The 24,302-nt window shown below is 34.9% G+C and carries 26 protein-coding genes and 2 riboswitches; of the genes, 5 read left to right on the plus strand and 21 right to left on the minus strand.

The genetic code is table 11. The annotated features are described in order from the left end of the window. The first annotated feature begins 20 nt into the window (after positions 1-20). Positions 21-1,280, plus strand: a complete 1,260-nt coding sequence (locus AC1Q51_RS20355; protein ID WP_098352381.1) for a serine hydrolase domain-containing protein — start codon at positions 21-23, stop codon at positions 1,278-1,280. Between the two features lie 54 nt (positions 1,281-1,334). Here the strand turns inward: AC1Q51_RS20355 and AC1Q51_RS20360 are convergent, their stop codons facing one another. The 3 genes from AC1Q51_RS20360 to AC1Q51_RS20370 are packed head-to-tail and all read right to left on the minus strand — an operon-like array spanning position 1,335 to position 3,261. After that, positions 1,335-2,123 (minus strand): ABC transporter permease subunit, encoded by a 789-nt coding sequence (locus tag AC1Q51_RS20360; RefSeq protein WP_061660432.1) that lies wholly within the window; start codon positions 2,121-2,123, stop codon positions 1,335-1,337. Next, positions 2,120-3,025, minus strand: a complete 906-nt coding sequence (locus AC1Q51_RS20365) for an ABC transporter ATP-binding protein (RefSeq protein ID WP_000763099.1) — start codon at positions 3,023-3,025, stop codon at positions 2,120-2,122. Before AC1Q51_RS20365 ends, AC1Q51_RS20360 begins: the two co-directional genes overlap by 4 nt. Then, the gene (locus tag AC1Q51_RS20370; protein WP_000690914.1) at positions 3,022-3,261 is read right to left on the minus strand and encodes a PLD nuclease N-terminal domain-containing protein; all 240 of its coding nucleotides are present in this window, start codon (positions 3,259-3,261) and stop codon (positions 3,022-3,024) included. Before AC1Q51_RS20370 ends, AC1Q51_RS20365 begins: the two co-directional genes overlap by 4 nt. Before the next feature lie 122 nt (positions 3,262-3,383). Between AC1Q51_RS20370 and AC1Q51_RS20375 the strand changes: the two genes are divergently transcribed. Beyond that, positions 3,384-3,929 carry a transcriptional regulator gene (locus AC1Q51_RS20375; RefSeq protein ID WP_000066851.1) on the plus strand — a complete coding sequence of 182 codons (546 nt, stop codon included), beginning with the start codon at positions 3,384-3,386 and terminating at the stop codon, positions 3,927-3,929. A 597-nt stretch (positions 3,930-4,526) separates the two neighbouring features. Continuing rightward, positions 4,527-5,873, plus strand: a complete 1,347-nt coding sequence (locus AC1Q51_RS20380; RefSeq protein ID WP_000490008.1) for a short-chain fatty acid transporter — start codon at positions 4,527-4,529, stop codon at positions 5,871-5,873. A gap of 40 nt (positions 5,874-5,913) precedes the next feature. Here AC1Q51_RS20380 and AC1Q51_RS20385 read toward each other — a convergent pair whose 3' ends face one another. The 4 genes from AC1Q51_RS20385 to AC1Q51_RS20400 all read right to left on the minus strand — a co-directional run bounded on the left by AC1Q51_RS20385 (position 5,914) and on the right by AC1Q51_RS20400 (position 7,829). Then, positions 5,914-6,267: a hypothetical protein gene (locus AC1Q51_RS20385; protein WP_001006466.1), complete on the minus strand. Its 354-nt coding sequence runs from the start codon at positions 6,265-6,267 to the stop codon at positions 5,914-5,916. Further along, on the minus strand, positions 6,264-6,839 hold the full coding sequence (locus AC1Q51_RS20390) for an NAD(P)H-dependent oxidoreductase (protein ID WP_001101578.1): 576 nt from the start codon (positions 6,837-6,839) through the stop codon (positions 6,264-6,266). Before AC1Q51_RS20390 ends, AC1Q51_RS20385 begins: the two co-directional genes overlap by 4 nt. A gap of 28 nt (positions 6,840-6,867) precedes the next feature. Then, a complete protein-coding gene (locus AC1Q51_RS20395) occupies positions 6,868-7,251 on the minus strand; it encodes an SWIM zinc finger family protein (RefSeq protein ID WP_000271532.1) in 384 nt (127 codons plus the stop codon). 260 nt (positions 7,252-7,511) lie between these two features. Beyond that, entirely contained in the window at positions 7,512-7,829 is a 318-nt protein-coding gene (locus AC1Q51_RS20400; RefSeq protein WP_002094089.1) for a hypothetical protein, read from the minus strand. A 40-nt stretch (positions 7,830-7,869) separates the two neighbouring features. Next, positions 7,870-7,968: riboswitch (SAM riboswitch) on the minus strand. Positions 7,969-8,090: 122 nt separating this feature from the next. Between AC1Q51_RS20400 and AC1Q51_RS20405 the strand changes: the two genes are divergently transcribed. Continuing rightward, positions 8,091-8,282, plus strand: coding sequence for a hypothetical protein (locus AC1Q51_RS20405; protein WP_000554029.1), 192 nt, complete (start codon positions 8,091-8,093; stop codon positions 8,280-8,282). Positions 8,283-8,314: 32 nt separating this feature from the next. Here AC1Q51_RS20405 and AC1Q51_RS20410 read toward each other — a convergent pair whose 3' ends face one another. The 7 genes from AC1Q51_RS20410 to rraA all read right to left on the minus strand — a co-directional run bounded on the left by AC1Q51_RS20410 (position 8,315) and on the right by rraA (position 16,007). After that, positions 8,315-9,037, minus strand: a complete 723-nt coding sequence (locus tag AC1Q51_RS20410; RefSeq protein ID WP_072939075.1) for a YwiC-like family protein — start codon at positions 9,035-9,037, stop codon at positions 8,315-8,317. A 182-nt stretch (positions 9,038-9,219) separates the two neighbouring features. Then, entirely contained in the window at positions 9,220-9,921 is a 702-nt protein-coding gene (locus AC1Q51_RS20415) for an ECF transporter S component (protein WP_071714306.1), read from the minus strand. Next, positions 9,894-11,555 carry an ABC transporter ATP-binding protein gene (locus AC1Q51_RS20420; RefSeq protein ID WP_016512560.1) on the minus strand — a complete coding sequence of 554 codons (1,662 nt, stop codon included), beginning with the start codon at positions 11,553-11,555 and terminating at the stop codon, positions 9,894-9,896. Before AC1Q51_RS20420 ends, AC1Q51_RS20415 begins: the two co-directional genes overlap by 28 nt. Then, positions 11,528-12,406: an energy-coupling factor transporter transmembrane component T gene (locus AC1Q51_RS20425; RefSeq protein WP_015055161.1), complete on the minus strand. Its 879-nt coding sequence runs from the start codon at positions 12,404-12,406 to the stop codon at positions 11,528-11,530. The genes AC1Q51_RS20420 and AC1Q51_RS20425 overlap by 28 nt, the downstream gene beginning before the upstream one ends. Positions 12,407-12,428: 22 nt before the next feature. Then, positions 12,429-13,268 carry a DUF4430 domain-containing protein gene (locus AC1Q51_RS20430; RefSeq protein WP_072939079.1) on the minus strand — a complete coding sequence of 280 codons (840 nt, stop codon included), beginning with the start codon at positions 13,266-13,268 and terminating at the stop codon, positions 12,429-12,431. Between the two features lie 57 nt (positions 13,269-13,325). After that, complete coding sequence (locus AC1Q51_RS20435; protein ID WP_336820398.1) at positions 13,326-15,188, minus strand: DUF4430 domain-containing protein; 1,863 nt, start codon at positions 15,186-15,188, stop codon at positions 13,326-13,328. Between the two features lie 339 nt (positions 15,189-15,527). Beyond that, a complete protein-coding gene (gene rraA / locus AC1Q51_RS20440; RefSeq protein WP_144477148.1) occupies positions 15,528-16,007 on the minus strand; it encodes a ribonuclease E activity regulator RraA in 480 nt (159 codons plus the stop codon). A 249-nt stretch (positions 16,008-16,256) separates the two neighbouring features. Here rraA and AC1Q51_RS20445 point away from each other — a divergent pair, with 249 nt between their 5' ends. Next, positions 16,257-17,636 (plus strand): YfcC family protein, encoded by a 1,380-nt coding sequence (locus tag AC1Q51_RS20445; protein WP_492331683.1) that lies wholly within the window; start codon positions 16,257-16,259, stop codon positions 17,634-17,636. 146 nt (positions 17,637-17,782) lie between these two features. Here AC1Q51_RS20445 and AC1Q51_RS20450 read toward each other — a convergent pair whose 3' ends face one another. The 7 genes from AC1Q51_RS20450 to AC1Q51_RS20480 form a co-directional block, all read right to left on the minus strand. Continuing rightward, the gene (locus AC1Q51_RS20450) at positions 17,783-18,610 is read right to left on the minus strand and encodes an endonuclease I family protein (RefSeq protein ID WP_016512554.1); all 828 of its coding nucleotides are present in this window, start codon (positions 18,608-18,610) and stop codon (positions 17,783-17,785) included. Positions 18,611-19,109: 499 nt separating this feature from the next. Then, a complete protein-coding gene (locus AC1Q51_RS20455) occupies positions 19,110-19,466 on the minus strand; it encodes a hypothetical protein (RefSeq protein WP_001229424.1) in 357 nt (118 codons plus the stop codon). Between the two features lie 218 nt (positions 19,467-19,684). Further along, entirely contained in the window at positions 19,685-20,563 is an 879-nt protein-coding gene (locus tag AC1Q51_RS20460) for a 5'-methylthioadenosine/S-adenosylhomocysteine nucleosidase (RefSeq protein WP_072939085.1), read from the minus strand. A gap of 163 nt (positions 20,564-20,726) precedes the next feature. Then, positions 20,727-20,830: riboswitch (purine riboswitch) on the minus strand. Between the two features lie 180 nt (positions 20,831-21,010). Next, positions 21,011-22,021, minus strand: a complete 1,011-nt coding sequence (locus tag AC1Q51_RS20465) for an alpha/beta hydrolase (protein ID WP_072939088.1) — start codon at positions 22,019-22,021, stop codon at positions 21,011-21,013. Positions 22,022-22,037: 16 nt separating this feature from the next. Continuing rightward, positions 22,038-23,162, minus strand: a complete 1,125-nt coding sequence (locus tag AC1Q51_RS20470) for a helix-turn-helix domain-containing protein (protein WP_097822602.1) — start codon at positions 23,160-23,162, stop codon at positions 22,038-22,040. A gap of 354 nt (positions 23,163-23,516) precedes the next feature. Then, positions 23,517-24,023, minus strand: a complete 507-nt coding sequence (locus tag AC1Q51_RS20475; RefSeq protein ID WP_072939095.1) for a DUF6141 family protein — start codon at positions 24,021-24,023, stop codon at positions 23,517-23,519. Between the two features lie 25 nt (positions 24,024-24,048). Further along, the gene (locus AC1Q51_RS20480; RefSeq protein WP_000875160.1) at positions 24,049-24,231 is read right to left on the minus strand and encodes a hypothetical protein; all 183 of its coding nucleotides are present in this window, start codon (positions 24,229-24,231) and stop codon (positions 24,049-24,051) included. Positions 24,232-24,302: the final 71 nt, after the last annotated feature.

Consider the following 24,302-nt stretch of genomic DNA (forward strand, 5'->3'; position numbering starts at 1 on the left):
AATAAAAAGGAGGGCCATATATGAAACTAAAAAAATCTCCCCTACTCTTACTTATACTAACATTCATATTTGTAATTACAGGGCTTGGGTTTACTTACTTCAAACAAAATAAAACGACCCCATCAAAACATAATGTGACAAAAGAAAACTGGTTAAATGACCCTTACTTACGTTGGTCATATACCCATATGAAAGAATTCACTTTAGTTAATAACGTAAAAAACAATCCTGACCAAACTGCTCACTTCCCTTCCGCATTGCAAAACTTAGACGATTTTGCTGTGGAGCGTAGATTCGGAAATACAACTCCTCTAAAAAAACTTTTAGACGATAACAAAACAGATGCTTTTGTCGTTGTACATAATGGACAACTTGTTTATGAACGATATTTCAATGGGTATAAACAGAATGAACCTCATGGTATGGCATCATTAGCAAAAGTCTTTACCGGGGCAATTATACAATCTCTCGCTGAAGAGAATCGTATTGATTTAGAGAAAACAGCTGACACTTACATAAAAGAATTAAAAAATACACCGTTCGGAAAAGCGACACTTCAGCAATTAATGGACATGCAAGTTTCAGCAGAATACCCGACCCACGGATATGAGCAGCCTGGGCTAGAAAATCAAGATGCACAATTATATTTAGCTAGCAATATTTTACCCCGCGGCAAAAATTACGACGGTCCGATGAAAATTTATGATATGTTACGAGAAGCCGAAGAAACTGCACCGCCTGGTTCTTCCTTTTCTTACAATAACGGATCAACAGAAACGCTCGCTTGGATTATTCGAACTATTACTGGTAAATCACTAGCTGAAAATGTAAGCGAACGAATTTGGTCTCAAATTGGTATGGAAGAAAACGCGTATTACGTTACAGATGAAACGAAAATAGAACAAGCAAGCGCTGGCTTAAATGCAACTGCTAGAGATATGGCGAGATTCGGGCAATTACTATTAAACAACGGGGAATATAACGGAAAACAAATTCTCCCTTCTTCTATTACTGGAGATATAAAAAATGTCCAAGAAGGTGAACTTGCAATTGGCCCTGGAGCTTCCATTTCTTATCATAATCAATGGTGGATTCCCCACAATGAACAGGGTGCTTTTGAAGTGTTAGGTAGTTACGGACAAACACTTTACATCGATCCGAAAGCAAATATGGTAATTGTCCACTTCTCTTCTAACGCTACGCCAAGTAATGAAATACATTCAGTTTACTCAAATATGTATGTTGATATTGCACATCATTTGGAGAAGCTTCCACGGTAGTGGAAGCTTCTTCTTATTGCGTTGTTTTATTTGAAACCACTACCCTCATCACGGTTATTCATAATGAAACTTTTTATTAGCAATCCAATAATACGTTACGAAGAGTGTCAATAAAATCCACACTATAGTTAGTAATCCAGTAATTATTGCGTTTGAATTTACTACCCCCGTGACTAACGTTTCCATTGCATACTTACTCATACCGGCTGGATTAAGCTGATCCATTATTGGATTCAAACCGACGATTACTCTGCAGGCTAAAAGGAATACAATTGAAATTAATGCAATAATACCTTGACTGTGAAAAATAGCACTTATCATTGTTGTGAAAGATACGATAAAAAGAACCCAAATTAGATAAAATAGTAATCCAGTAATTAGGTGTGCAAATGGAACGGCAGTAAAAAGAAAATTTACATATAGATAAGAAGCTACGTATCCAATTGTTACACTAAACGCTACCATTAAATAGTTTGACACTATTTTCCCACCTACATATGAAGTAACAGTAACGGGCCTTGTTAAAATAAAGGCCAACATACCATTAGCTTTATCTGTTTGAATTGCACCCATCATAGAAATCACTAGAATCATAAGTCCAAGCTGATCAAACTGGGATCCCAAAGTACTCGCTAATACTTCGCCCCCTTTTTGCGTTGCCATACTCGGATCAATGGTAATTCCCTGTCCTCCACCTAACGCTTCTAAAATTGATGGCAAATAATGAATTACTATCGGTTGTGTTGCGCCTAAAAATATAAAAACAATTGGTAGCCAAATAATCTTGAAATCACGTAACATTTGAACACATTCTTTTTTTATCAATACAATTGAGTTATTCATTTTTGCACCACCAAATTCAAGAAGATTTCTTCTAAAGTATCGTTGCTCATTTCAAATTTAACGATGTTCACTTTCTGTTCGAGTGCATTTTGCAATAACATATTTTTATTTATTTCAATACTTTCAACCTTCACTTTGATTTTAAGCCCAACCACTTCAACGTCCTTCACATACGGTAATTTTTTTACAATTTCAATCCACTTTTGATCTTTTGCTGTTATTTCAATCATTAATTTATTTTCACTATTACGATGTAAAAGTTCCGTAATCGTTGTATCTTCTATTTTTGTTCCATCTTTTATAATGACAAATCGTTCACAGATTTCTTCTGCATCGCTTAAGATGTGGGTTGATAATAAAATGGTTGTATCTTTTTTTATTTCTTTAATCAGATTCAATACTTCCCGCCGGCCGATCGGATCTAATGCGGATACTGGTTCATCCATGACAATAAGCGAAGGTTTATGCAATAATGCTTGTGCAATACCAAGTCGTTGTTTCATTCCACCAGAAAATGTACTAACCTTTGCATTTTCTTCTTCCTTTAGTCCAACTTTCTCCAACATTTTTGGAATCGACTTTGACAATTCTTCTTTTTTCAACCCCGAAAGTTGGCCCATAAAGGTAAGTGTTTCCCTCGCTGTCATCCAATGAAAAAAATTAGGATATTGCGGTAAATAACCAATTTCACTTTTCATTTTTGATATTTTTATCCCATTCAATAAAACTTCACCAGCAGTTGGATGAATAATATCCGAAATTACTTTTATTAATGTGGATTTCCCTGCTCCGTTCGGTCCAATTAATCCGACGCATTCCCCCGCTTGCAGTTCCATCGAGAAATTATTCACAGCAATTTTTCCTTTAAATGATTTTATTACATTTTTAATCTCTAATTTCATAATTTCTCACTGTCCTTTCTCCCTATAACAAAGTACAAGATAGGTCCCAATATATTAACGAAAAGAATAATTAACGTCCATACAAGTACATTTTTTCTTGTTTTCCTATGTCGATATAAATCAATGAATGCAATTAAAACTAAAAGTGCTCCCACTGCAATAACTGGTAATATAATGGGTAGAAAAGCCATAATATCAATGTCTTTAAGATCATTCAATCCATAATGTATTTTCATTGTCATCACTCCTTTTAAATCTCATTATCATTATTGATAATGATAAAATAAAAACGGATGGATTGCAATCATTATTCTCATTATTTATAATGAGAATAAAAAACAATACATAAGGTGATATAATGAGTAATAAAGTTGAAATTTTAATGCATCCGGTAAGAATGAAAATTTGCCAAGTGTTAATGAGAAATAAAGAAGATGGGTTAACACCATTAGAAATGGTAAAAATCATTAAAAATGTACCACAAGCAACACTATATAGACAGCTACAAACTATGGTTGATTCAGGTATCGTTCATGTAATTAAAGAAAAAAAGGTAAAATCTGTTTCTGAAAAATATTACGCAATCAATGAAGAAGATGCAAAAATTGAAGGAAGTGAATGGAAAGGATTATCTGATGATGAAAAGTTAAACTACATTTCCTATTATCAGTTATCACTTATGACACAATATCAAAGTTACCTTAAGAAATTAGAGGAACAAAACAGTCAAGAAGATAAGGCTACTTTTTCTGTAGTAGAATTAAAGCTAGATGAGGAACACTTTGAAAAATTTCAAAACGAACTTAACGAATTAATGATTAAATACTACAATAACCAAAGTAAAGATGACGAAATAGAGGCTCCGATTCGGACCGTTGCTATTACAATTATTCCAGAAACTTAAATTTAATCGATATAAAAATGCAAATCAATAATCTTAACTAAATCCTGAAAACAGGATACTTCTCAAAACATCTAAACCATCTGCTTCCTATATTCTCTTTAGGAGCTAGGTGGTTTAATTTTTCTTGAATTCGCACACAAATGTAGTAATGAATGTATTATTTTTGTTATCTTTTATAAGTAGAAAGCTTCATCTTTTTAATGAAGCTTTCTATCACTTTATTAAAAAGATAATAAATTAATCGTTTCCTTTAAAACACTTCCCTTACAAAGATTGTCTGTTCATATTGGTCGAAAATTTCTTCTATAGATGAAAATAAAGTTTCTTCAGGGATGATGAACTTTATTTTTTGACCATTTTGCAACAGTTGCTTTGAAGCCAGCTAGTAACCTTTCTCTATACTTATCCTTATAAGTGCTACCCCATTTCCAACCGTTTTCTTCTAGTATATTAAAAGCAGAATCTGATACAAGGCTCTATATCAACCTATCAATAAATTACCACTCTATAAATATCTGAATTTTCTTTACATTAAAGGTTATCTCCCAAACAACCTCGAATAATTTTAATACATATACATAAGGAGGTTGATCTATTTTGTTTCGTTCCTTTACAAATGGTTGCGTCGCCTTAGTGCAACGCTTCTTGCCAGAACCGTTTATTTTATCATGTTTACTAACTGTTTTCGTTATCTTCTTTGGTATGTTTGCGACTCACCAAACACCTGTAGAAATGATTAATCACTGGGGTAATGGAATTTGGGGACTCCTCGCCTTTTCTATGCAAATGGCGCTTGTACTCGTGACTGGATCTGCTTTAGCAAATGCTCCTCTTATTAAAAAAGGATTAACGAAAGCTGCCAGACTACCAAAAACGAATGGCCAAGGCATTATTGCCATTTCAATTGTAAGTTTACTTGGTGCATACATAAACTGGGGCTTTGGAATTATTGTATCTGTTTTATACGCAAAAGAAGTGGCAAGGCAACTGGACGGATTAGATTATAGACTAGCAATTGCCTCTTCTTACTCTGGATTTCTCATTTGGCATGCCGGTCTTTCTGCCTCTATCCCTCTTACGTTAGCAACAGGCGGTGAAACGTTAATTAAAACGACTGCTGGAAGTATTAAAGAGGCGATTCCGATAACAGAAACGTTATTCTCACCATACGCTCTCGTTCCAGTTATTATTTTTCTCGTTACGATGCCTCTCATTAATAAAGCGATGCATCCAGATGAAAAACATACGATAACTGTAGATCCTAGCGTGTTCCATGAAGAAGCTGCTGCTCAAGAAGTAGAAAATAATACGTTCGCTGAAAAGATGGAAAATAGCATTATTATTACACTTTGCGTTGGATTGTTAGGTCTCATTTATATTTTCAATTACTTTTATACGAAAGGTTTTAACCTTACTCTCGATATCGTGATTTTTATGTTATTAATTGCCGGTCTTATTTTCCACCGTACTCCGATTCAGTATATTCGCGCTTTTTCAGACTCTACGAAAAGTGCTTCTGGCATTTTACTTCAATTTCCGTTTTACGCAGGAATTATGGGCATGATGATTGGAGTAAATAGTGAAGGACTTTCACTTGGAGGAGCTATTTCTAATTTCTTTATTAGCATTTCAAATGAAACGACTTTTCCGCTCTTTACATTTTTAAGTGCTGGCATCGTTAATATTTTCGTTCCATCTGGTGGCGGTCAATGGGCCGTGCAAGCACCAATTATGATTCCAGCTGGCGCTGAACTTGGTGTACCTGCTGCAAAAACTGCAATGGCCATTGCGTGGGGCGATGCTTGGACAAATTTAATTCAACCTTTCTGGGCATTACCAGCATTAGCGATAGCTGGTTTAGGTGCTCGTGATATTATGGGATTTTGCGTTGTGAACTTACTATATGCAGGTTTTATCATTAGTCTATGCTTCTTATTTATTTAAACGAAAAGCTAGTTTTATACTAGCTTTTTTACATAATAAATCATTTATTTCCCATGCAATTTATAACTGTATTCCACTCTATGTCCTTAAGATGTAGTGACTCAAATGCAAAAAAATCTTCGCAAATTTTTCCAATCAGGTGTGGATGTTCCCTCAAAAAATTCCACTGTAATACTTTAGGAAGAAAATGCATTTCATATTCTTTACTTCCCCGTACTACCTCATCAACTTCTCTTTCACAAATTCCCCTTATTAAATAATCATTTCTTAACTCTATTTGAATTTGTTGAAATGTATCGCTGCATTTTTTCAATTGAAGTAAACACGTAATATACTTCCGAAAAAGTTCGTTATCATACTGACAACAGTTTATAATACGATCGACTTCATTCATAATGTACGAGCCTTTTCTTCTATTTGTAATAACCATTTTTCGCGCTTTGATACTTTACTCGTTTTCACAGATTGAAAAACTGACCGTTTTATATCACGAATGCCACAAAAACGTAAAACACCTCTCTTCATCATAATCCAATCTGCTGATCGATATAACAATGCGACGTACCATAGAGGCGAGTCTAACGTATTAATAACCCACGTTTTTTTCCCTTGCAATAATCCTTTCGGCAGAGCCCCTTCATATTTATAAGCAAATCCAGCTACGAAAATACGGTCAATAAAACCTTTTAAAATAGCTGGCATCCCCCACCACCATATCGGATATATAAAGAGAAGTGTATCTGCTTCTTCCACTAATTTTCTATACCGCGCTGTCTCTTCTTCATTTATTAAATCACGTCTTTTCTTCTCTTCATTGAATACAAGTACCGGATCAAATTGTTCCTTGTATAAATCAAGCAACGTAACCGAATGATTTGTTTCCTGTAGCCCTTTTTGCACATGCTCTAAAATTGCCCCGTTAAAACTTGAAGGATTAGGATGAGCGTATATAATCAGTACGTTCACTACAAAACAACTCCCTCTATCGTTAAAGTTATCCCTTCTTTAATAACTTCTCTACAATTTGTACGTTTTTCGAACTTTGCAACAGTCGATTTAATACAGTAAGTAACTCTTCTTTTTCTAAATCTTTCAGTTTCTCTTTAACTGCACTCTCACCAGCACCTTGAATATCATAAACAACTGCCGCCATATGTTTACAATAATTTTCATACGGACATTCGCAACTACTTTTTGAAAAATCTTCGAGATCGATAACTACTTCATAATTCCCTGCATTTCCAGTAACGAAAGCAAACACTTTTTTATCTTGTATTTCAACATCTTCTACATGTCCATCTTCATAATATTCATATCCCTTATCTACAATGTACTTTGGGATCCATTTCGTTATATCTTTTAATAAGTAAGCGTACATAATTGTACCCCTTCCTTTAATTCCCTTTTGACTTCAAAAATCCTGCATGTTATTCTAATTACTGTTAAGTAGCAAGTCTACGTGACAAAACGACTGACACCTATTCGGCGAAGGTGTCTCTTTTCATTTGCAGCCGATACGAATTGCCTCTTTCAGGCACATTCAATTTTTGACACTACACACTCAACACCATTCCCTGTATCAGGCTGCTTAAGCAGTCTTTTACTCTACATACTCCGTTATTTTAAAAAAAAGAGAGCTTAGCTCCCTTTTCTCGCCTTATAAAATACCCCTTTTTCAGTATAGAGATATTCATCAGCTAATGTAATTTTCCCATCCAGTTTCAGTTCATCTAATAGTCTTGATAAATAAAATTGATGTAACATCTTTTTCGTGAATTTTCCTTCATGATGCGAAACGATATGTTCTTGAATATCTAACAATGATATTGGCTTATCTTGCTCTATCATATATTCATAAACTGTACTACGCAGTTTTACGTATTTTTCGAGTGTCACAGCAATGCGCAACCCCTTTCTTCTTAATATAAATTTTCGTAATCGGTTTTTTTGCAACAAAAAAACCTCTCCGATAAGAAGAAGTTACGTATATATCTTCGTCTTATCTCCCAGAACAAATATGTTCTGCTGGAATTAGCACCTGCATCGCGGTTGCTGGGTTTCATCGGGCCAGTCCCTCCACCTCTCTGGATAAGAAAATATTCACTTAATTCTTACTATACGTAATTTCATTTTAATTGTCAAACAAATATAACAAATAATATTTTCTTCTTTACTGTTCATACTATACATATATGAATATGCAAGGAGGATTATGAAATGCATCAAAATGCTCGCGGATATGTACAAGATTCTTTTCAATCATTACAAGAAGCAAAACATTGTTTAGAAGAAGCACTACAGACTGTTGAAAAAGATTTTAATCGCGCTCGTATTGAGCAATCCCTTTATGCGATCGAACAAGCTATTCAACGCTGCGATTACACCGTTCACATTTTAGAACAAGATTGAAAAAACTTCCCATCATAAGGTGGGAAGTTTTTTCAAATGGCATACTTCATAATTATTGCCGTTATGATTAAAAAATATACAGAATTCACAATTTCTAAAATCCCTACTTTTATAATAGAAATTTTTTTGCCATACAATATAATGGCTCGAATGACACTTGGTATAAAAATAAGGGAGCACCACGGATTAATTGCAAATACAATGATTGTTAATAGAATATGATAACCCCAAGATATAAAACGATACTTCGGATTATTTTTCTCACGTATCATCGTTTTCACATAAAACGTACTACCTAAAAAGTATAAGAATGAAATAAGTGCAATGAATAATGCTGTATGATCGATTTGTTTCATTGAAAAATAATAACTAATTAACCCACCAACACAAAACACAATGATCGCACAAATATCATTTAATAGTGCTCTTTCATTTTTTTGACGAGCGTAATACATATTCACTATAAATAATGGAATCATTACTATTACGAATAAAAGAATTCGCCACTCATATAATAAAGAAATCATCCCAAATAGGAACGCGATAGTAAAGTAAACAATAGCAGCATGTAAAAATTCTTTTTTTCTTCTTTGCTTTATGTACGTAAGAAATGGATACGTGGCTAAATAGATAAAGAACCATGCTATAAACAATGGAATATGATAAATAGTAGGTTTCCCAAGTATGATACTTAATAGAAAAGGTATAACAAGCATAGCCCATGCACCATGTTGCTTCGGAATAACTAACTTCATTAACTATACACCTCCCTTTTGAAAAGAGTTCTCACGTACTATTATACAAATAATTTTATATAATAGCGGATGCATATTGAATCTATTTTTTGACAAAAAAATGCTCCTTACAATATGTAAGAAGCATGAAAGAGGCAAACGAATATGTAAGTCGCGACCCTACCTTATATGAGTATGCTTTTCTATGCTATGTTATGCTTATCTAATATACCGTATTTCTTTTTAAATCTTGTGAGAATCGTAATCCAAGACGTACTAAATAGTAGTAAGAAAATAACATTCGAAATCGCATGACTTAAATCAAAGTAAAAACTTGCGATGTAATACGAAATGACAGTTTCCCACGTTGCTTCTCGTATAAAACCGAGAAGGCCCCAGAAATTCATAATCCAACCAAATAAAAAACCAACAATTACTCCGTAAAGAAGTCTCCCCCATAGCTTTTTCATTAAAAATGTATTACGCAATAATCCAGCTATAAAACCAATCATACCCCATGAAAACATTTGCCACGGCGTCCACGGACCTTGCCCTAAAAAGATGTTAGACACAATCGCTGCTGTTGCACCGATCATAAAACCCGCTTCACTTCCAAACACAATTGCAGAAACGATAATAACAAAAGAAGTTGGTTGTACACTCGGTAAAATAGAAAATGGTACGCGGCTAACTGCTGCAATTGCCGCTAATACAGCGACGAGAACAATTTCACGTGAAACAAACGCCTTCCTTTCAAAACGAATATAGAAAGGTAACATAATAACAACTAATAAAAACAAACTACTTAACATGTAATAACCGTCCATAATAAGTGTAGTAAAGAGTAATGTGCCTATTATTACTGCAAAAATACCTATTATGAATGCAACATATCGTTTGGACACGCTTCGTACACATCCTCCCACGTTAATGCATATGGCAATTCTTTTCGAATGAATCGATTAATAGATGTTGTATAAAAGAAGTTACCACTAAAAAATTCTTTCGGTGCATCATTCATAATAACTGCTCCATCAAATAACATCATACATTGATCCACGTATTTCGCTGCAAACTCAATGTCATGCGTTGCCATTACAATTGTTGTACCTTCTTTTTGCAGCTCCCTAAATAGTTCTCCTACTCTTTCTTTCTTCCATGGATCTAACCCCTTTGTCGGTTCATCAAGTAATAATAAAGTTGGCTTTGATAATAATGTCGTACATAACGCAAGTAATTGTTGCTCTCCTCCGCTACAATCGTGCGGATGGCGTTCTTTAAGCGAGTACAACCAAAACTGTTTTAGCGTATCTTCTGCTATTTCTTTTCCTTGTTCTCCGTATAATTCACGTGCACGTTCATACACCTCATCCCACACTGTATCAAATGTAAAATGATAATATGGATGCTGCGATACATACCCAATACTTTTAAACCGTTCTTTCGAATCAATTTTATGTATCACTTTCCCATTCCACTTTACTTTCCCTCTTCTCACTTTTTGCAAACCAGCTAAAAGCGTTAACAGTGTAGACTTCCCTGTCCCATTCTTTCCAACGAGCGCTACCCATTTTCCTTTTTCAATCGAAACTGATAAATCACGTAAAATAAGCGGACTATTTTTTTCGTACTGGAACGAAATATGCTCTGCGCTTAAAATTACCTCTTGCTTTTCACTTTGTGCTATTAGCTCATTTACATATGATATCGCTGAAAAATTATTCATTTTCATTTGCGCCTCTCGCACCGTAAACGGAATATCTCTCACATTCCACTCTAAAAATAGCCTTGGAATTTGCGGAATAAATGGACGGAATGTTTCTACTCCCCACATATTCGTAATAACAGTTTTAGGACTACCATCATACATAATACAGCCATTATCCATACAAACAACGCGTGTTGCAAGCGGGATAACTTCATCTAAACGATGTTCACTTAAAATAATCGTAATTCCAAGTTCTTCATTAATCCGTTTTAATAATCCTAAAAACTCTTTTGCAGCAATTGGATCTAACTGCGCTGTCGGTTCATCTAATAATAGCAATTTCGGCTGCATAACTAATACCGCAGCTAAATTAACAAGTTGCTTTTGCCCACCAGATAACGTGTGAACAGATTGATGCAATAAATCTTGAAATCCTAAAAAGCTAATAAGCTCTGCTATTCGTTTTTGAATAATATGTGATGGTAACCCAATATTTTCTAAAGAAAATGCTAATTCTTGAATAACTGTATCCATTACGAGTTGATTTTCTGGATTTTGAAATACCATACCAATTTCTTGAGCAGATAACAAATCAGGTACATTTTCTAATAAAGTACCATCATAATATGTATCCCCAGTACGCTTACCAATTGGAAGTAATTCTTTTTTAAAATGTTTTAATAAAGTCGTCTTCCCGGATCCTGATCCGCCGGCAAGTGCAATAAACTCTCCTTTTTGAACAGAAAGAGAAATATGCTGTAACGCTTTTTCGTTTTCATCAGCATATACAAATGATAAATTGTTTATTTCTGCATGCGCCACCATAACCATTCCCTTCCTTCCATTATAATTGGTAAACTAATAAACATCGTAAATACGATAAACATCATCCCATCGTATTGCTGAAATAAAATAGATTCGACTTTCGGATAAATGATTAACTTTCCTCCGCCATACGTACTACATATGATAGCAATTATAAATAGAATACTTAAATAACTGAGCGTATACCAATCTCGTTTTTCCATTCTATAGCGAATATATGTCGTACGTTTCGTTACACCAAATCCACGAGCTTGCATAGAATCTGCCGTTTGCAGTGCATCTTCCAATGAACAAATTAATAATACTTGCAGCAATTGCATACCATTTTTGACGCGTTCAATTATCGAACCTGAATCTACCTGCACACCTTTCGTCTTTTGAACGAGTGTGATTTTCTTTAATCGCCTTATAAACAAAGGAACAAATCTCACTGTAATCATCGTTAACAATGCAACTTTCGGTGAAATTCTTGAAAACAAATATAAAAATTTATGACTGGAAATAATATCATTGTATGACGCAAACGTAAACATAACTGCAACTAGTAATAACCCCATTACTATTCCAAACATAATCGCCTCAAGCTTAATACGGCTATCACCTAACCAAAACAACGTAGTTCGACCTCTATGCGTTAATAACGAATTAAATAAAATTACCATAAAAAAGAAAACAATTGTGCTCGGTAGCATCTTTCTTATCTTTTCGCTATTTCCTTGCATCACATTTAACATAATAATTAATACTATTGCTCCAATTAAAAAAAGAGGATGAAGACACATCATACATAGTATCATCACCCCGATATAATAGAAAAAATTCACAAAAGGATGTAAAGAAGAAAAACTTATTTTCATAGCCCTTTACCGAATGCCTTTCTTATTGTAATACGTATACCCACTCAATTGTATCTCCTGGTTTTACCGTAGCTACACCAGCACTATGGTTTGGAAAAGCACCGTTCACACGATATTTCCAACCACTAGTATCCGAAATATCTTTTTCATATAAATCATTAATACCTTTTACATAAATACTATCTCTAGATCCGCTTGCATCAACATCTAATCCTGTACGTTGCAATACTTTATACACTGTATCGCCTTCTTGTACATCCATCTTTTTCGCACCCATTATATATCCGTTATTTCCTTTTACCGAGATTGTTACTTGTTTTGCTTGTGGTTTCGGTACTGGTACTGGATCTGGTTTTGGTGGTTCAGGTTTTGGTACTGCCGGAGTCGGTATCGTTTTCTCCGCTTTATTCGGATCAACTTTTTGCTCCTGCTTCGGTGTTTCTTTCGGCTGATTCACAACCTTTGCTTCTTCTTTTACTTCTGGTGCTTTCGGTTGTTGTTTCTCTTCTTGTGCTTGTTGCTGCTCTGGTTGCTTATTTACAGCCGGCTGTTCTTTCGGTTGTTCCTGTTGTTTCTCTTCTTTCTTTACCTCTGGTTGTGCCTGCGGCTTTTCCTCTTTCGGCTTCTCTTCTACTTTTTGTTCTTGTTTCTCTTTCTGCTCTTCTTGCTGCTTTTGCTCTGATTCAGCTTGCTTTTCTTCTGTTTTTTCTTCCGGCTTCGCTTCATCTTTTTGTTCTTCTTGTTTCGCTACCTCTTCTTGCTTCGGTTCTACCTTCTTCTCAGGCTTTACAGCTGCCTCTTCACATCCGGCAAGTAGCCCGAGCGAAAGCAGTAAAGAAATGAACCATTTCACCTTACTCATCCTATCTCTCACCTTTCATACGAAAATTAGGAGCAAATAATTGCTCCTAATTTTTTGTTAAGCTGCTTTACGTCTCCATAATACATATGCAGAAGCAATACATAATACACCCATACCTACTTCTGTTGCTGCACTATGAGAAGATGCTCCTGTTTTTGGTAGACTGTTACCGTTTCCGATTTTTTTATTCTTAACCGGTTCGTTATCTACAACTACTTTTAGATTTTCATCTTTTGTTTCTTGTTGTACTTGGTTTTGTTCTTTCGGTTCTTCAGTAACTTCTTTTTCTACTACATTATTTTCTGGTTCAACGACCTTTTCTGGCTCTTCAATCGGTTTTGGCTTAATTACATCACCAGCGTCTACATTAGACCAATCATAAATAGATTTTCCCATTTCTTTAAATTGAAGTAATGCTAAAAGAGCCTGTTCTGTAGCCATTCCGTTACCATTTTGATCACTTGGTAACCATTTAAATTCACCATTTGAAAGTTGATATGATAATAGGTTTTGCATTGCCTTATGAAGACGATTTTGATCTACATCTTTAACAAGTGATAATCCAATAATTGCTTGCGCAGTACTATTTGAATTTTCTTGTCCATCAGCTGAAAAACCGCCATTTTGCAGCTGTTCGTTATATAAATACGCAACAGCTTTTTGTATAGCTGGTTTCACATCTGATCGCTCTTGATAAGGAGCTAATGCTGATAAAACCATACCTGTTACATCAACGCTACTAGCACTATCTTTACTACCTGAACTATTATAAGTCCATCCACCGTCTGTATGCTGATTATTTAACAGTGCTTCCACTAGAGCAACTCTGTTCCATTTTGATTCAACTGGAATCTCATACTTCTTCGTATCAAATGCAAGTAAAGCAAATGCATAACCTGTAACAGAATTCACTTTATCTGACTCATACAATTTTTGAACTAAATTATGTCCACCTACATTTTTAGGGTCTGCACTCATTGCATTCATCATAATAATTGTTCTAGCTAAATCTGTCGCTGAAAAACGATTAATGCGCTTTTCTACTTTTTCAGTTACTGACTTAACATAATTTAATTTTGCCTCAATTGGCACATTCTTTCCAGAACGAGAAAGCGCTACAGCTACCCAATCACTTTCAATTCCATCTTGTAACATCTTGTCAGATGTTTTTGAGATTGCTTCCTCTAATTGCTTCGCTGGAATTTGAACATTCTCTTGCTTTGGTTGTTCTGGTTTTTTACCATTTTCACCTTCTGGTTTTGGCTCGACTGTCGGTTTACCATTTTCACCTTCCGGTTTTGGCTCGACTGTCGGTTTGCCATTTTCACCTTCCGGTTTTGGCTCGACTGTCGGTTTGCCATTTTCACCTTCCGGTTTTGGCTCGACTGTCGGCTTACCATTTTCACCTTCTGGTTTTGGCTCGACTGTCGGTTTACCATTTTCGCCTTCTGGTTTTGGTTCTTCTGTTTTACACGTTCCGAACTTATCTAACGTTTCTTTCAATGTTTCCTGGCTTATATTGCTCCAGTCTGAAACAAAACGAAAGACAACAACGTCTCCAGATTTTAATTTATAACTATCTGCTCCGACTTCTGCAGACTGATCATTTACATCATACAGCCAAGCACTTGTAGCCCCGGCCATTAAACCATCGATGCCTTTTACATATGTTCCAAACGACATCGTTTCAGATTCTACCTTGTCCCCCATGACCTTTTGCAGCAAACTTAAAGCTGTTTCTCCATCTTTAATTTGCTCTTCTTTCGGACATAACATAATGCCTTTTTGTGATTCCCCAATAATTGCAAGTTTTGCTGTATTTCCTTCAGCAAACGTAATATGTACTGTATTCGCAAAAGAAACAAATACAAGTGTCACTGCCATTAATGATGTAAGCAGCCATTTTTTCAACATTGCCATCCCAAAATTTCCTCCCTTACTACCATTTACACAAAAAAAGGCCCTTCAAGGGCGTGCGATTGACACTCTCTTTTTGTAAGTGTCGAACAAAAATGTACAACACCTCCTACCCGCATCATTCGCGGCTATATTTGTATAGGAAAAATAATTTTGTTTATGAACGTATCATTGTGATAACATTCACTTTTCTTGGCACAACTTACTCCCATTTAAGTTATCGTAAAACGATAAACCTATACATTCTGTAAATTTTAAATTTCTGTATTATTTTACTATTGACAAAGAATTTTGTCCATGCTTTATCGGATTTATTTTCTAAGAATAATAACTTATTAACTCTTAACTATGTAAACTCTTTTCACTAATAATGACGCCATCTTCATCCGCATAGACATATTCATTTGGATTCCATTCTACTTGTCCAAAGTGCAATGAAATATTTCGTTCTCCTTTTCCTTCTTTCACACTTCTATTTGGCATCGTTCCTAACGCTAAAATACCAATATTAATATTCTTTAGTTCACTAGAATCACGAACATACCCATTCACAATAATTCCTGCTAGCTTTCTTTCTTCCGCAATAGCTGCCAAATTATCACCGAGTAAAGCACAATTCGTAGACGCTCCGCCATCAACAACTAATACTGTTCCTTCTGGTAATGTTTGCAATCCTTCCTTCACTAGTACATTATCATCTTTCACTTTTACAGTTGCGATTTTCCCGCGGAATTGTTCTTTCTTCCCAAAAGACCGAAAAGACTGGCGACATATTTGTAATTCCTTTTCAAATTCATCACATAGATCTGTAGTTTTCCACATCTTGTTCCCTCTTTTCCTTTTTCTTTCTACATAACATATTCTTGGCTTATTATCGTTTCCCTGTCTAATATTGCAATAATTTGTATGTACGGGAAAGGATACAAAAACTATTGCCTTAAGAAGCTACCTTTATTATAATCTATTTCACAGATTAAATTCAGAATATTAAAAATTAACAAAGTGAAGAAGGAGGGATTTTATGCAAATACAAACTGAGGCAAAAAACAACCTAGTAAACCAAAGTTTAAAATGCCTGATGCGTACGTACTACTATTTTTTATTGCCTTACTTTGCGCCATTGCTACGTATTTCGTTCCTGCTGGAGAATTTAAAAGGGTTACCAACGGGACCGTTACAACAACAATACCAGGTAGCTACCATTCTGTTCCGCAATCACCCGTAGGATTTGTTTCTTTTTTTACCGCTATTGAAAAAGGAATGACACTTGCTGCTCCTATTATCTTTCTAATTTTATTTACAGGTGGAGCCATTGCAATTCTTGAAAAAACAGGTGCTCTTGACGGTTTAATCTATCATGTTATTAACAAATTTCGTAATCAGCAATTACTTTTCATTTGTATAGTTGCTTCGCTTTTTTCTATTCTTGGAACGACTGGTATTATCGTTAACTCAGTTATCGGTTTTATCCCCATCGGCATCATCGTTGCACGCACATTAAAATGGGACGCTATCGTCGGTGTAGCAATTATTTATTTAGGCACTTATGCTGGTTTTAATGCTACTATTTTATCTCCCTCACCTTTAGGCATTTCACAAAAGATCGCAGAACTTCCGATGTTTTCCGGGATTGGTTTACGCACCGCAATCTATATATCTTTTTTACTTGCCACTATCCTTTATATAAATTGGTATGTAAAACGCTTGAAAAAATCAAATAAAGGAAGCATTCTCGGCGACAACTGGTTTCCAAGTAACGCTCTTTCAAACGAAAAAGAAACAGAGAAAAAAGAAGTTCCTTGGACGATACGTCATAAATTAATTTTACTCGTTTCAGCTTTATCATTAATTGCATTTTTAATAGGCGCTTTTCGTCTACATTGGACGGACGCAGAAATGACCGCTACTTTTATTTTCATTGCAATTACAGCAGGAATAATAGGTGGCATGAAAGCAAACGATATCGCATCCACTTTTCTAACTGGCTGCCAAAATCTTATCTACGGTGCTTTAATCGTCGGAATGGCTCGCTGTATTTCAGTCATTTTAGAACAAGGCAAATTACTTGATACAATCGTTAACCAACTCGCACAAGCTCTCGAAGGACAAAGCCCTGTATTTGGTGTTATCGGCATGTATGTGAGTAGTGCCGCATTACATTTCCTCATTTCATCCGGGACAGGAGAATCGGTTATTTTCATTCCGATATTAGCTCCATTAGCTGATTTCATGCACATTACACGCCAAGTTACAGTACAGGCTGTTATGCTTGGGGAAGGTGTAGTAAACTGCTTAAATCCAACTTCTGGTGTTTTAATGGGCGTTCTCGCAGCGAGCGGGATTTCTTATGGAAAATGGATTCGTTTCATGGCTCCACTTGCACTCATTTGGTTTATCATTGGACTTGTTTTTCTTATTGTTGGGGTGAATATTGAGTGGGGACCGTACTAAAATACCCATATATAATTAACTTGATAAAATATCTATCCTATTCTCCTCTTCAATCCTATAAAAATCATTTATTCTAGTAAAAATATAAGAAGGGATTGATCATAATGATCAATCCCTTCTATCAAAATATAATACCTTTAAAAATCTTAGTTCCAAATTTTATTTACCCATTCAGGATGATCAATAAAAGGATTGCGGTTATGTTGATATTTTGTAAAAATCACTTCATTACGCTTTCGCTCTAAATCATCGACCGGGTCTTGTTCATTCCATTTTAATAAAACCGATAGTTTCCCCATGTATGGATCTTTATTGTTATTCACTTTTTCATTTAGTTCTAAATCTATTTCGCCGTTGTCCCCCTCGTAACGAACAGCCATATAAAACAGCATTCTAGCAATATCTCCTTTTACACTATCACGAGGTTCCCAAGAATCACTATCATATTTACATTCTGTCGCTTCAGAATGATTCACACCACCATTATCAAAATCTAAATTCCCTCGTGAACTATTTACAGATACATCCGTCGCTCTTAAATGATGTAGATCTGTTCCAGGTCCTGCAGTCGTTCCAAAGTCACCGTGAGATTTTGCCCAAACATGCTCACGGTTCCAGTTATTTACTCCTGATCCATTCGTAAGCTTCCCTTGCGAACGACCAGTATATAAGAGTATCACATTATTTTTATTATTTGGATCTTCATCAGTATCTCTTAGTGCTTCCCAAACCGCACTGTATGATAACTTTGTATGATTATCAATAATATTATGCAGTTCCTTCTTTAATTCTAAGCCCGTTTTTCCTATTGCGTTATTATAATATGTATCGTCATAACTTTTTACAATAATCTCTTGTGCTGATGCAGGAGCTACTTCACCGTGTATAGTATCTGTGAATGATAGAGATGCAGAACCTAAAATAAAAAATGAAGATAGTGTAACCATAGCAATCTTTGTATTTCGAAACTTCATATACCCATTCCCCTTTAAAATATAATTTGAAGCTATTCACTAAAAAATGCTTTCTAACCCCCGAAACCTTTTAGAAACCCATTCCCCTTTTCTGTTTATTTAATACAAGACTCTATCCAGTCTGTATCACTTCTAAACTTTTTGTTTATTCACATTCCAAACAATTTCACTTTTTACAAGGAATATCCTTCTCTTATAAAGATTATTAACATATTCTTTACAACTAAAAAGTAGTTTAATATTAACTTATAAATTTAAATTTATTTATGCAATAATGCATATTTGATAAATACTTTAAAAAACAGTTTGAATAAAAAGCATTCAAAGAAAACCGTGCAACAAAACAGATACAGTCTAAGACAGAAATAATAAAAATCAAGATGATAACTCGACTTTTCCCGTTTCCATAACTGTCTTTATTTTTGTGTAAAACCTTTCTTTCTCTGAATAATACGTACAAAAATAGATTGGATACCATGTAGGCACCAATCTATTTTAATTAAAGAAACTGTGTCAATTCTGAGTTCACAATACGTTGTGCAGTAATGATAACACTGTCAGCTGTTAGTCCATAAACACTATATAGTCCACCAGGTTGATTAGGAACAATTTGAACTTCATATTCAAATGCTTGTCCAAGAGCAGGATGAACTAAACTTAGAGTTGCAAAAGTAGAAGCATTAGAATTCACATTGAAGTTTACCTGTTCAATTAATACTAATGAACCGTCAAGTCTAAAAACTCTAGCTACTCCAGTAAGCGGGCCCGCAGTACGGTTAAGGATCTTCACCCTAACTCTATTTGCATTAGCAGGTTGATTTCCTACGTTTTCAATTGGTCCTGTAGTAAGAGCCATATAACATCACCTCCATTATATTATTATGATATTCAACGTTATATATTGATGTTATAGTTTAATTACCCAATTTATTTTAAATAAAAAAGCTTGTTTCTTATATTTTCTATAAGAAACAAGCTTTTCTTTTTCAACTACCATTCCTAAGACAAGTTTATCCGTCTCGAAAACATTTACAGTTACAGTTACTTGACGTTTATGCTGGAACAGAACTACTACTATTTACTTTGCATTGAATCTATATATTTTTTAACTACTTCATATACATATTCTTGATTTGCCGCTGCTGTATTTGGGTTATATTTCCCACCGTTTGTTTTATTATTAGATAATACTCGAATCCCTAAAAACGGGACGTCATAAGCTTTTGCGATTTGAGCTGCAGCAGCTCCTTCCATTTCTTCTACAGATGTACCGTATTTTGTATGGAACCACTTAATTCTATCAACTTCGTTATTCCAAACGTCTGCTGAACCAATCGTACCTTCAACTACTTTACCTTTTGTATATTTATCTTTCACTGCATGAGCCGCTGCAAGTAATTCCTTATCTCCTTCGTAGTATCGGATTTTCTCAGCATTTGGATCTTCTCCTGCACTTCCTTCAGAAGCCATTAAGTCCATAGATATCCATTTTGTCGGCTCAATTCCTTGGTTCTCATCCATATTTGTTGTTTTTAATGAACCTATATTTGCAACTTGTTTTCCTAACACAATATCAAATACATTTAAATTTGGATCATGTCCACCTGATGTTCCTTGGTTAATAATTGCTGTAGGTTTATATTTTTCAATAGCCACCGCTGTAGCAGCTGCTGTATTCTCCATTCCTTTACCTGTTTTCGCAACGATTACAGGATAATTGTCGACAGTTCCTTTATAAAATACAAAAGTTCCAGACTTTTCTTCTTTCACATTTTTTAGCCTTTTCGCAAACTTTTCTGCTTCTATCGGCATTGGCCCTTGAATTAAGATTGGTTTTTGATTGCTTTTTGCCTCAACTTGTTTCGGACTCGCATCACATCCCGCAAGTATCGAGAATGACAATGCAACAGTAGTTACTAGGGTAGCACATTTTTTCAACGTATTCTTCTTCATAAATAATCTCCTCTTTCTCTTGTTGTTTTCTATACTCGATGCTTTTGGTCCAAACAAAAAAGTTCTAGAAATTGTAGAAGATTCTCTACTTTCTAGAACTACGGTAGTCAAAGTTAATTAAGCACATGCAAAATTATAAATCGGTAGCGCACATTACATAGAGCGCCCGAATACTTTAACCCGTAGTCCAGTTCTTTCATTGGGAACTAGGTAGAAACGCTCGGACCATATTACCGAGTATATACGAGTGATGTTATTCAAAATTATTATATGGATAATATAACAAACTACTAGTATATGCGCAAGAAAAAAGTGAACATTTTCGATTGAACAACTTAAAATGTTCGTTTTTAAATGAAAATTAGATAAAAAAACCTATCTCTTAACAGATTTTTTTATTAAAAACTTTTATATACTAAACTAGATTCCCACTCAACAACCAATCTTTTACAAGCAGTTTCTTTCTTTCCCAACTTCCTCACCTAATTTTGATGTAAAAGCTTTACTGCCCGGGATAAAATGTGCTTCCATCCAATTCACAATTATTTCTTCCAACTCTGGATGAAGTGGCTTTCCTGCCCCTTCTTCATAATTCTTTTTAAACTCTAATGCTTTAAGTTCACCTTCAAAACTTTTTAAACTATGATCCATATTTTTTACTACACGTACTTCAGAATCACCCTTCACATACTCACCGATCCGCTTCGCTCTTTCAGGGTCAGCCTGAATATCTTTATCACCAGCAATAGCTAGTACTGGACATGTTACTTGTTGTAAGTCTTTATAGATGTCATGCTGAAAATGCTCTCTAAACCACTTTGCATTCATCGGTTTAAAACCAACTTTAATCGTATCTTTTTCTGTGTTCATCATTTTCTCTTTTATTTTTTCCATCTGTTTTTCTCCGCGTTTCTCTACATTAAGAAGACGCATTAGTTTTCCTTTTATTCCTTTCTGCTCTTTTAGTTCTTTATAAGCAATTTCTCTTTGTCTTTTTGTAGCTTCTTCTAATGATTCTGCAGCTCCTGTAATAAGTATGAGTCCATTAACTGGTGTTCTTGCGTTTACTACAGTGGCTAACATACACCCTTCACTATGACCAGCTAAAATGATATTTTCTGGATCAACAAATGGTTGTTCTTTTAAATACGTTATCATGGCCTCTATATCACTAACTAAATCCCACATTCCAGTCTTCAGAATTTCTCCGTTACTCTTTCCTACTCCGCGCTTATCGAAACGGAGCGTCACTACTCCAAGTTGCGCCATTACATGTGCTAAATCTTTATATATGTTCGACTCAAGCTTTAGTGGTACTATCGTTCCATCACGATCAACTTCTCCAGATCCAGCGATAATTACAACAGCAGCATACTTCCCACCAGCTTTTGGCTTTGTAATCGTACCTTGCAAAGTTAATTCACTTTTTACCGCTACTTCATATTCATCAAAGATCATTATATTAATCCTCCTTCTATTCCGTTATATCTAATTTGAATTTCAAACTCGCTATTATATTTTTGTACTCTCTTACATCTTTCATCGGAACGAAAACCGGGTTCTCTGCAATGCTTTGTAGCATGCTTCGCTTTATAATCTCTTCATTTCTAACTGTTTTAGCACCAAGTGGAAATTCTGCAAACCATCCATCAATCGCATCAAAATAGGAATCGCCGTGTAAATGCAGGCTATTTACTGTGAAGCTATTCGTACAAACCGCTGCATATTTCCGTAGCATTTCTAATGAACCTTCAAAATTCCCTTGCATGCAATATACTTGTGCAGCAGCATAGTATACTTTTAAAGTCATATTGGGATGTAACGTTTCTAATTCATATATATCTATTAATATAAAAGCTCTATTTAAAATTACCTCTACTTTTTCAGCGCTTGAAGCATTTACTACTACATAATTCGGTATTGTCCCAACGAGTTGTATTAAATGTTGATACATACTAATTTGCATCACTTCATTTGCCTTCTCAGCATTTCCAAGCATTTGATACGCCTGTGCGATTAGATCTCCCTCTGGAAAGTTAGGACGTATCGTTTCGCCAAGTAATTGAAGCACCTCATTTGGTCTATTAAGTATAAGATAGCAAGTTGCTTGAAACGATGCCGCCTCTTTCACAAGAGAAACATCGTCACTTTCTTCCTGCACTCTGCTAAAGAGATTCATTGCCTCTTCTAAAATTTCAATTCCTCTATCCGTGTCCTCTGTTAACATGTGATGATTAATAAAAAGTATTCCTATTTGAATTAATAATGGAAAACAAGAATAATATTTTTTGATTATTCCCCTGCACTCCATTATTACTTCATCAAACGGTTCTTCACTAAAAGCTTCGGCTAGTCGATGATATAAATTTTTAATATCTTCCTGCTCCATTTGTGGTGTATAACTAATTAGTTCATCAATACTTATGTTAAAGTACGATGCTAATAGTGGTAAAAATGTAATATCCGGATAACTCTGCCCCGTCTCCCATTTGGAAACAGATGCCTTCGTAATACCGATATACGCCGCTAACTCTTCCTGCGTAATTCCCTTTTCTTTTCTCTTATTCGCAATGATTTTATGAATATGAATCTCTCTCACTGTATCACCTCATACTTTTATTATATGTTTTATATTTCACACAAAATATGGATTTAAATTCGACTTTCATTTACAAAATCAACTGTTAGGAAACATCTGTCTAAAATCAAAGGCAGGAACATATTTGATATGTTCCTGCCTTTTTAATGTCGGTACCGCTACATAGCCATCTAGCTAAGATTTTGAAGTGCTTCAAAATCAAACATTTCATCTCATCACAGTTTTCTATGGGAATCCAGTGAACAGCTTATTTACATAATTTTCGATATTGGAAGTAAATTTAAGTTGTTTTTAAAGTAGGTATACCTAGTAAAAATTGTTGAATTGTGCCCGTTTGTTAAAGTTTAATTTTCATTATACTTTTTGTACTGAGTCCAGTGCTTTTTTTAATTCATCTGATTTTTGAGTGCCGATTACTACTGTGTTATATTGCAACTTTAACTCTATACCTTTATTTCCATTCATGTTATAGGCTTTTTCATTCTTAAGGTTAAAACGAATTCCCCATCCTCCAAATCGTTTTATTGGACTGTAAGTAATGCATTCATAATGATGTATATCTTTGAAAAGGTACTGCTTATATTGAAAATGAAAAGGAACAAAGCGGACATAAAGACCTTTTTCACGGACCTCAATGATCAGTTTCAATACTCCAAGCATTAATACAGGAAAGGCAATCCCGAACAACCACATAACAATTAAGACACCATTAGAAGCTGGTTTATCTCCAAACGGGATATCAAGAATAATTTGTTGAATAAATCCATACCACATCAGCATGGAGATCCCTAATATGAGTATCCATACCCAAATTGGGGATCGCTGAACCTCACGAAAGATAACTTGTTCTTGTTGTTTCATTAATGATTATAACCTCCTAAAAGGTTTATTTTTTCTCACTCATTTTAAGCCGTTTTGCACTTCCAAAAAATGCGCTCCCAATTATGAATATAACGGAAGAAAGATACATTGTTATCCCTGAGTATTTATTATCAAAAATTGTGAAATTAAGTAAATTAATGAACATCATCAATATAAGTGCTATGTACAATCCATTAATATATTTCATTTATCCCCCCCCTTTACTTTTTTGAAAACCCCTATGTGATAAATAGTGGTTTCTAAAGGTATTATTCAGAA

The organism is Bacillus sp. MT94 (genome assembly GCF_058792475.1).

Bases quoted from the DNA above. Each gene is read 5' to 3' on its own strand.
- AC1Q51_RS20355 (WP_098352381.1), top strand. From the start codon at position 21: ATGAAACTAAAAAAATCTCCCCTACTCTTACTTATACTAACATTCATA.
- AC1Q51_RS20360 (WP_061660432.1), bottom strand. From the start codon at position 2,123: ATGAATAACTCAATTGTATTGATAAAAAAAGAATGTGTTCAAATGTTA.
- AC1Q51_RS20365 (WP_000763099.1), bottom strand. From the start codon at position 3,025: ATGAAATTAGAGATTAAAAATGTAATAAAATCATTTAAAGGAAAAATT.
- AC1Q51_RS20370 (WP_000690914.1), bottom strand. From the start codon at position 3,261: ATGAAAATACATTATGGATTGAATGATCTTAAAGACATTGATATTATG.
- AC1Q51_RS20375 (WP_000066851.1), top strand. From the start codon at position 3,384: ATGAGTAATAAAGTTGAAATTTTAATGCATCCGGTAAGAATGAAAATT.
- AC1Q51_RS20385 (WP_001006466.1), bottom strand. From the start codon at position 6,267: ATGAATGAAGTCGATCGTATTATAAACTGTTGTCAGTATGATAACGAA.
- AC1Q51_RS20395 (WP_000271532.1), bottom strand. From the start codon at position 7,251: ATGTACGCTTACTTATTAAAAGATATAACGAAATGGATCCCAAAGTAC.
- AC1Q51_RS20405 (WP_000554029.1), top strand. From the start codon at position 8,091: ATGCATCAAAATGCTCGCGGATATGTACAAGATTCTTTTCAATCATTA.
- AC1Q51_RS20410 (WP_072939075.1), bottom strand. From the start codon at position 9,037: ATGAAGTTAGTTATTCCGAAGCAACATGGTGCATGGGCTATGCTTGTT.
- AC1Q51_RS20420 (WP_016512560.1), bottom strand. From the start codon at position 11,555: ATGGTTATGGTGGCGCATGCAGAAATAAACAATTTATCATTTGTATAT.
- AC1Q51_RS20425 (WP_015055161.1), bottom strand. From the start codon at position 12,406: ATGAAAATAAGTTTTTCTTCTTTACATCCTTTTGTGAATTTTTTCTAT.
- AC1Q51_RS20430 (WP_072939079.1), bottom strand. From the start codon at position 13,268: ATGAGTAAGGTGAAATGGTTCATTTCTTTACTGCTTTCGCTCGGGCTA.
- AC1Q51_RS20435 (WP_336820398.1), bottom strand. From the start codon at position 15,188: ATGGCAATGTTGAAAAAATGGCTGCTTACATCATTAATGGCAGTGACA.
- rraA (WP_144477148.1), bottom strand. From the start codon at position 16,007: ATGTGGAAAACTACAGATCTATGTGATGAATTTGAAAAGGAATTACAA.
- AC1Q51_RS20445 (WP_492331683.1), top strand. From the start codon at position 16,257: ATGCCTGATGCGTACGTACTACTATTTTTTATTGCCTTACTTTGCGCC.
- AC1Q51_RS20450 (WP_016512554.1), bottom strand. From the start codon at position 18,610: ATGAAGTTTCGAAATACAAAGATTGCTATGGTTACACTATCTTCATTT.
- AC1Q51_RS20455 (WP_001229424.1), bottom strand. From the start codon at position 19,466: ATGGCTCTTACTACAGGACCAATTGAAAACGTAGGAAATCAACCTGCT.
- AC1Q51_RS20460 (WP_072939085.1), bottom strand. From the start codon at position 20,563: ATGAAGAAGAATACGTTGAAAAAATGTGCTACCCTAGTAACTACTGTT.
- AC1Q51_RS20465 (WP_072939088.1), bottom strand. From the start codon at position 22,021: ATGATCTTTGATGAATATGAAGTAGCGGTAAAAAGTGAATTAACTTTG.
- AC1Q51_RS20475 (WP_072939095.1), bottom strand. From the start codon at position 24,023: ATGAAACAACAAGAACAAGTTATCTTTCGTGAGGTTCAGCGATCCCCA.
- AC1Q51_RS20480 (WP_000875160.1), bottom strand. From the start codon at position 24,231: ATGAAATATATTAATGGATTGTACATAGCACTTATATTGATGATGTTC.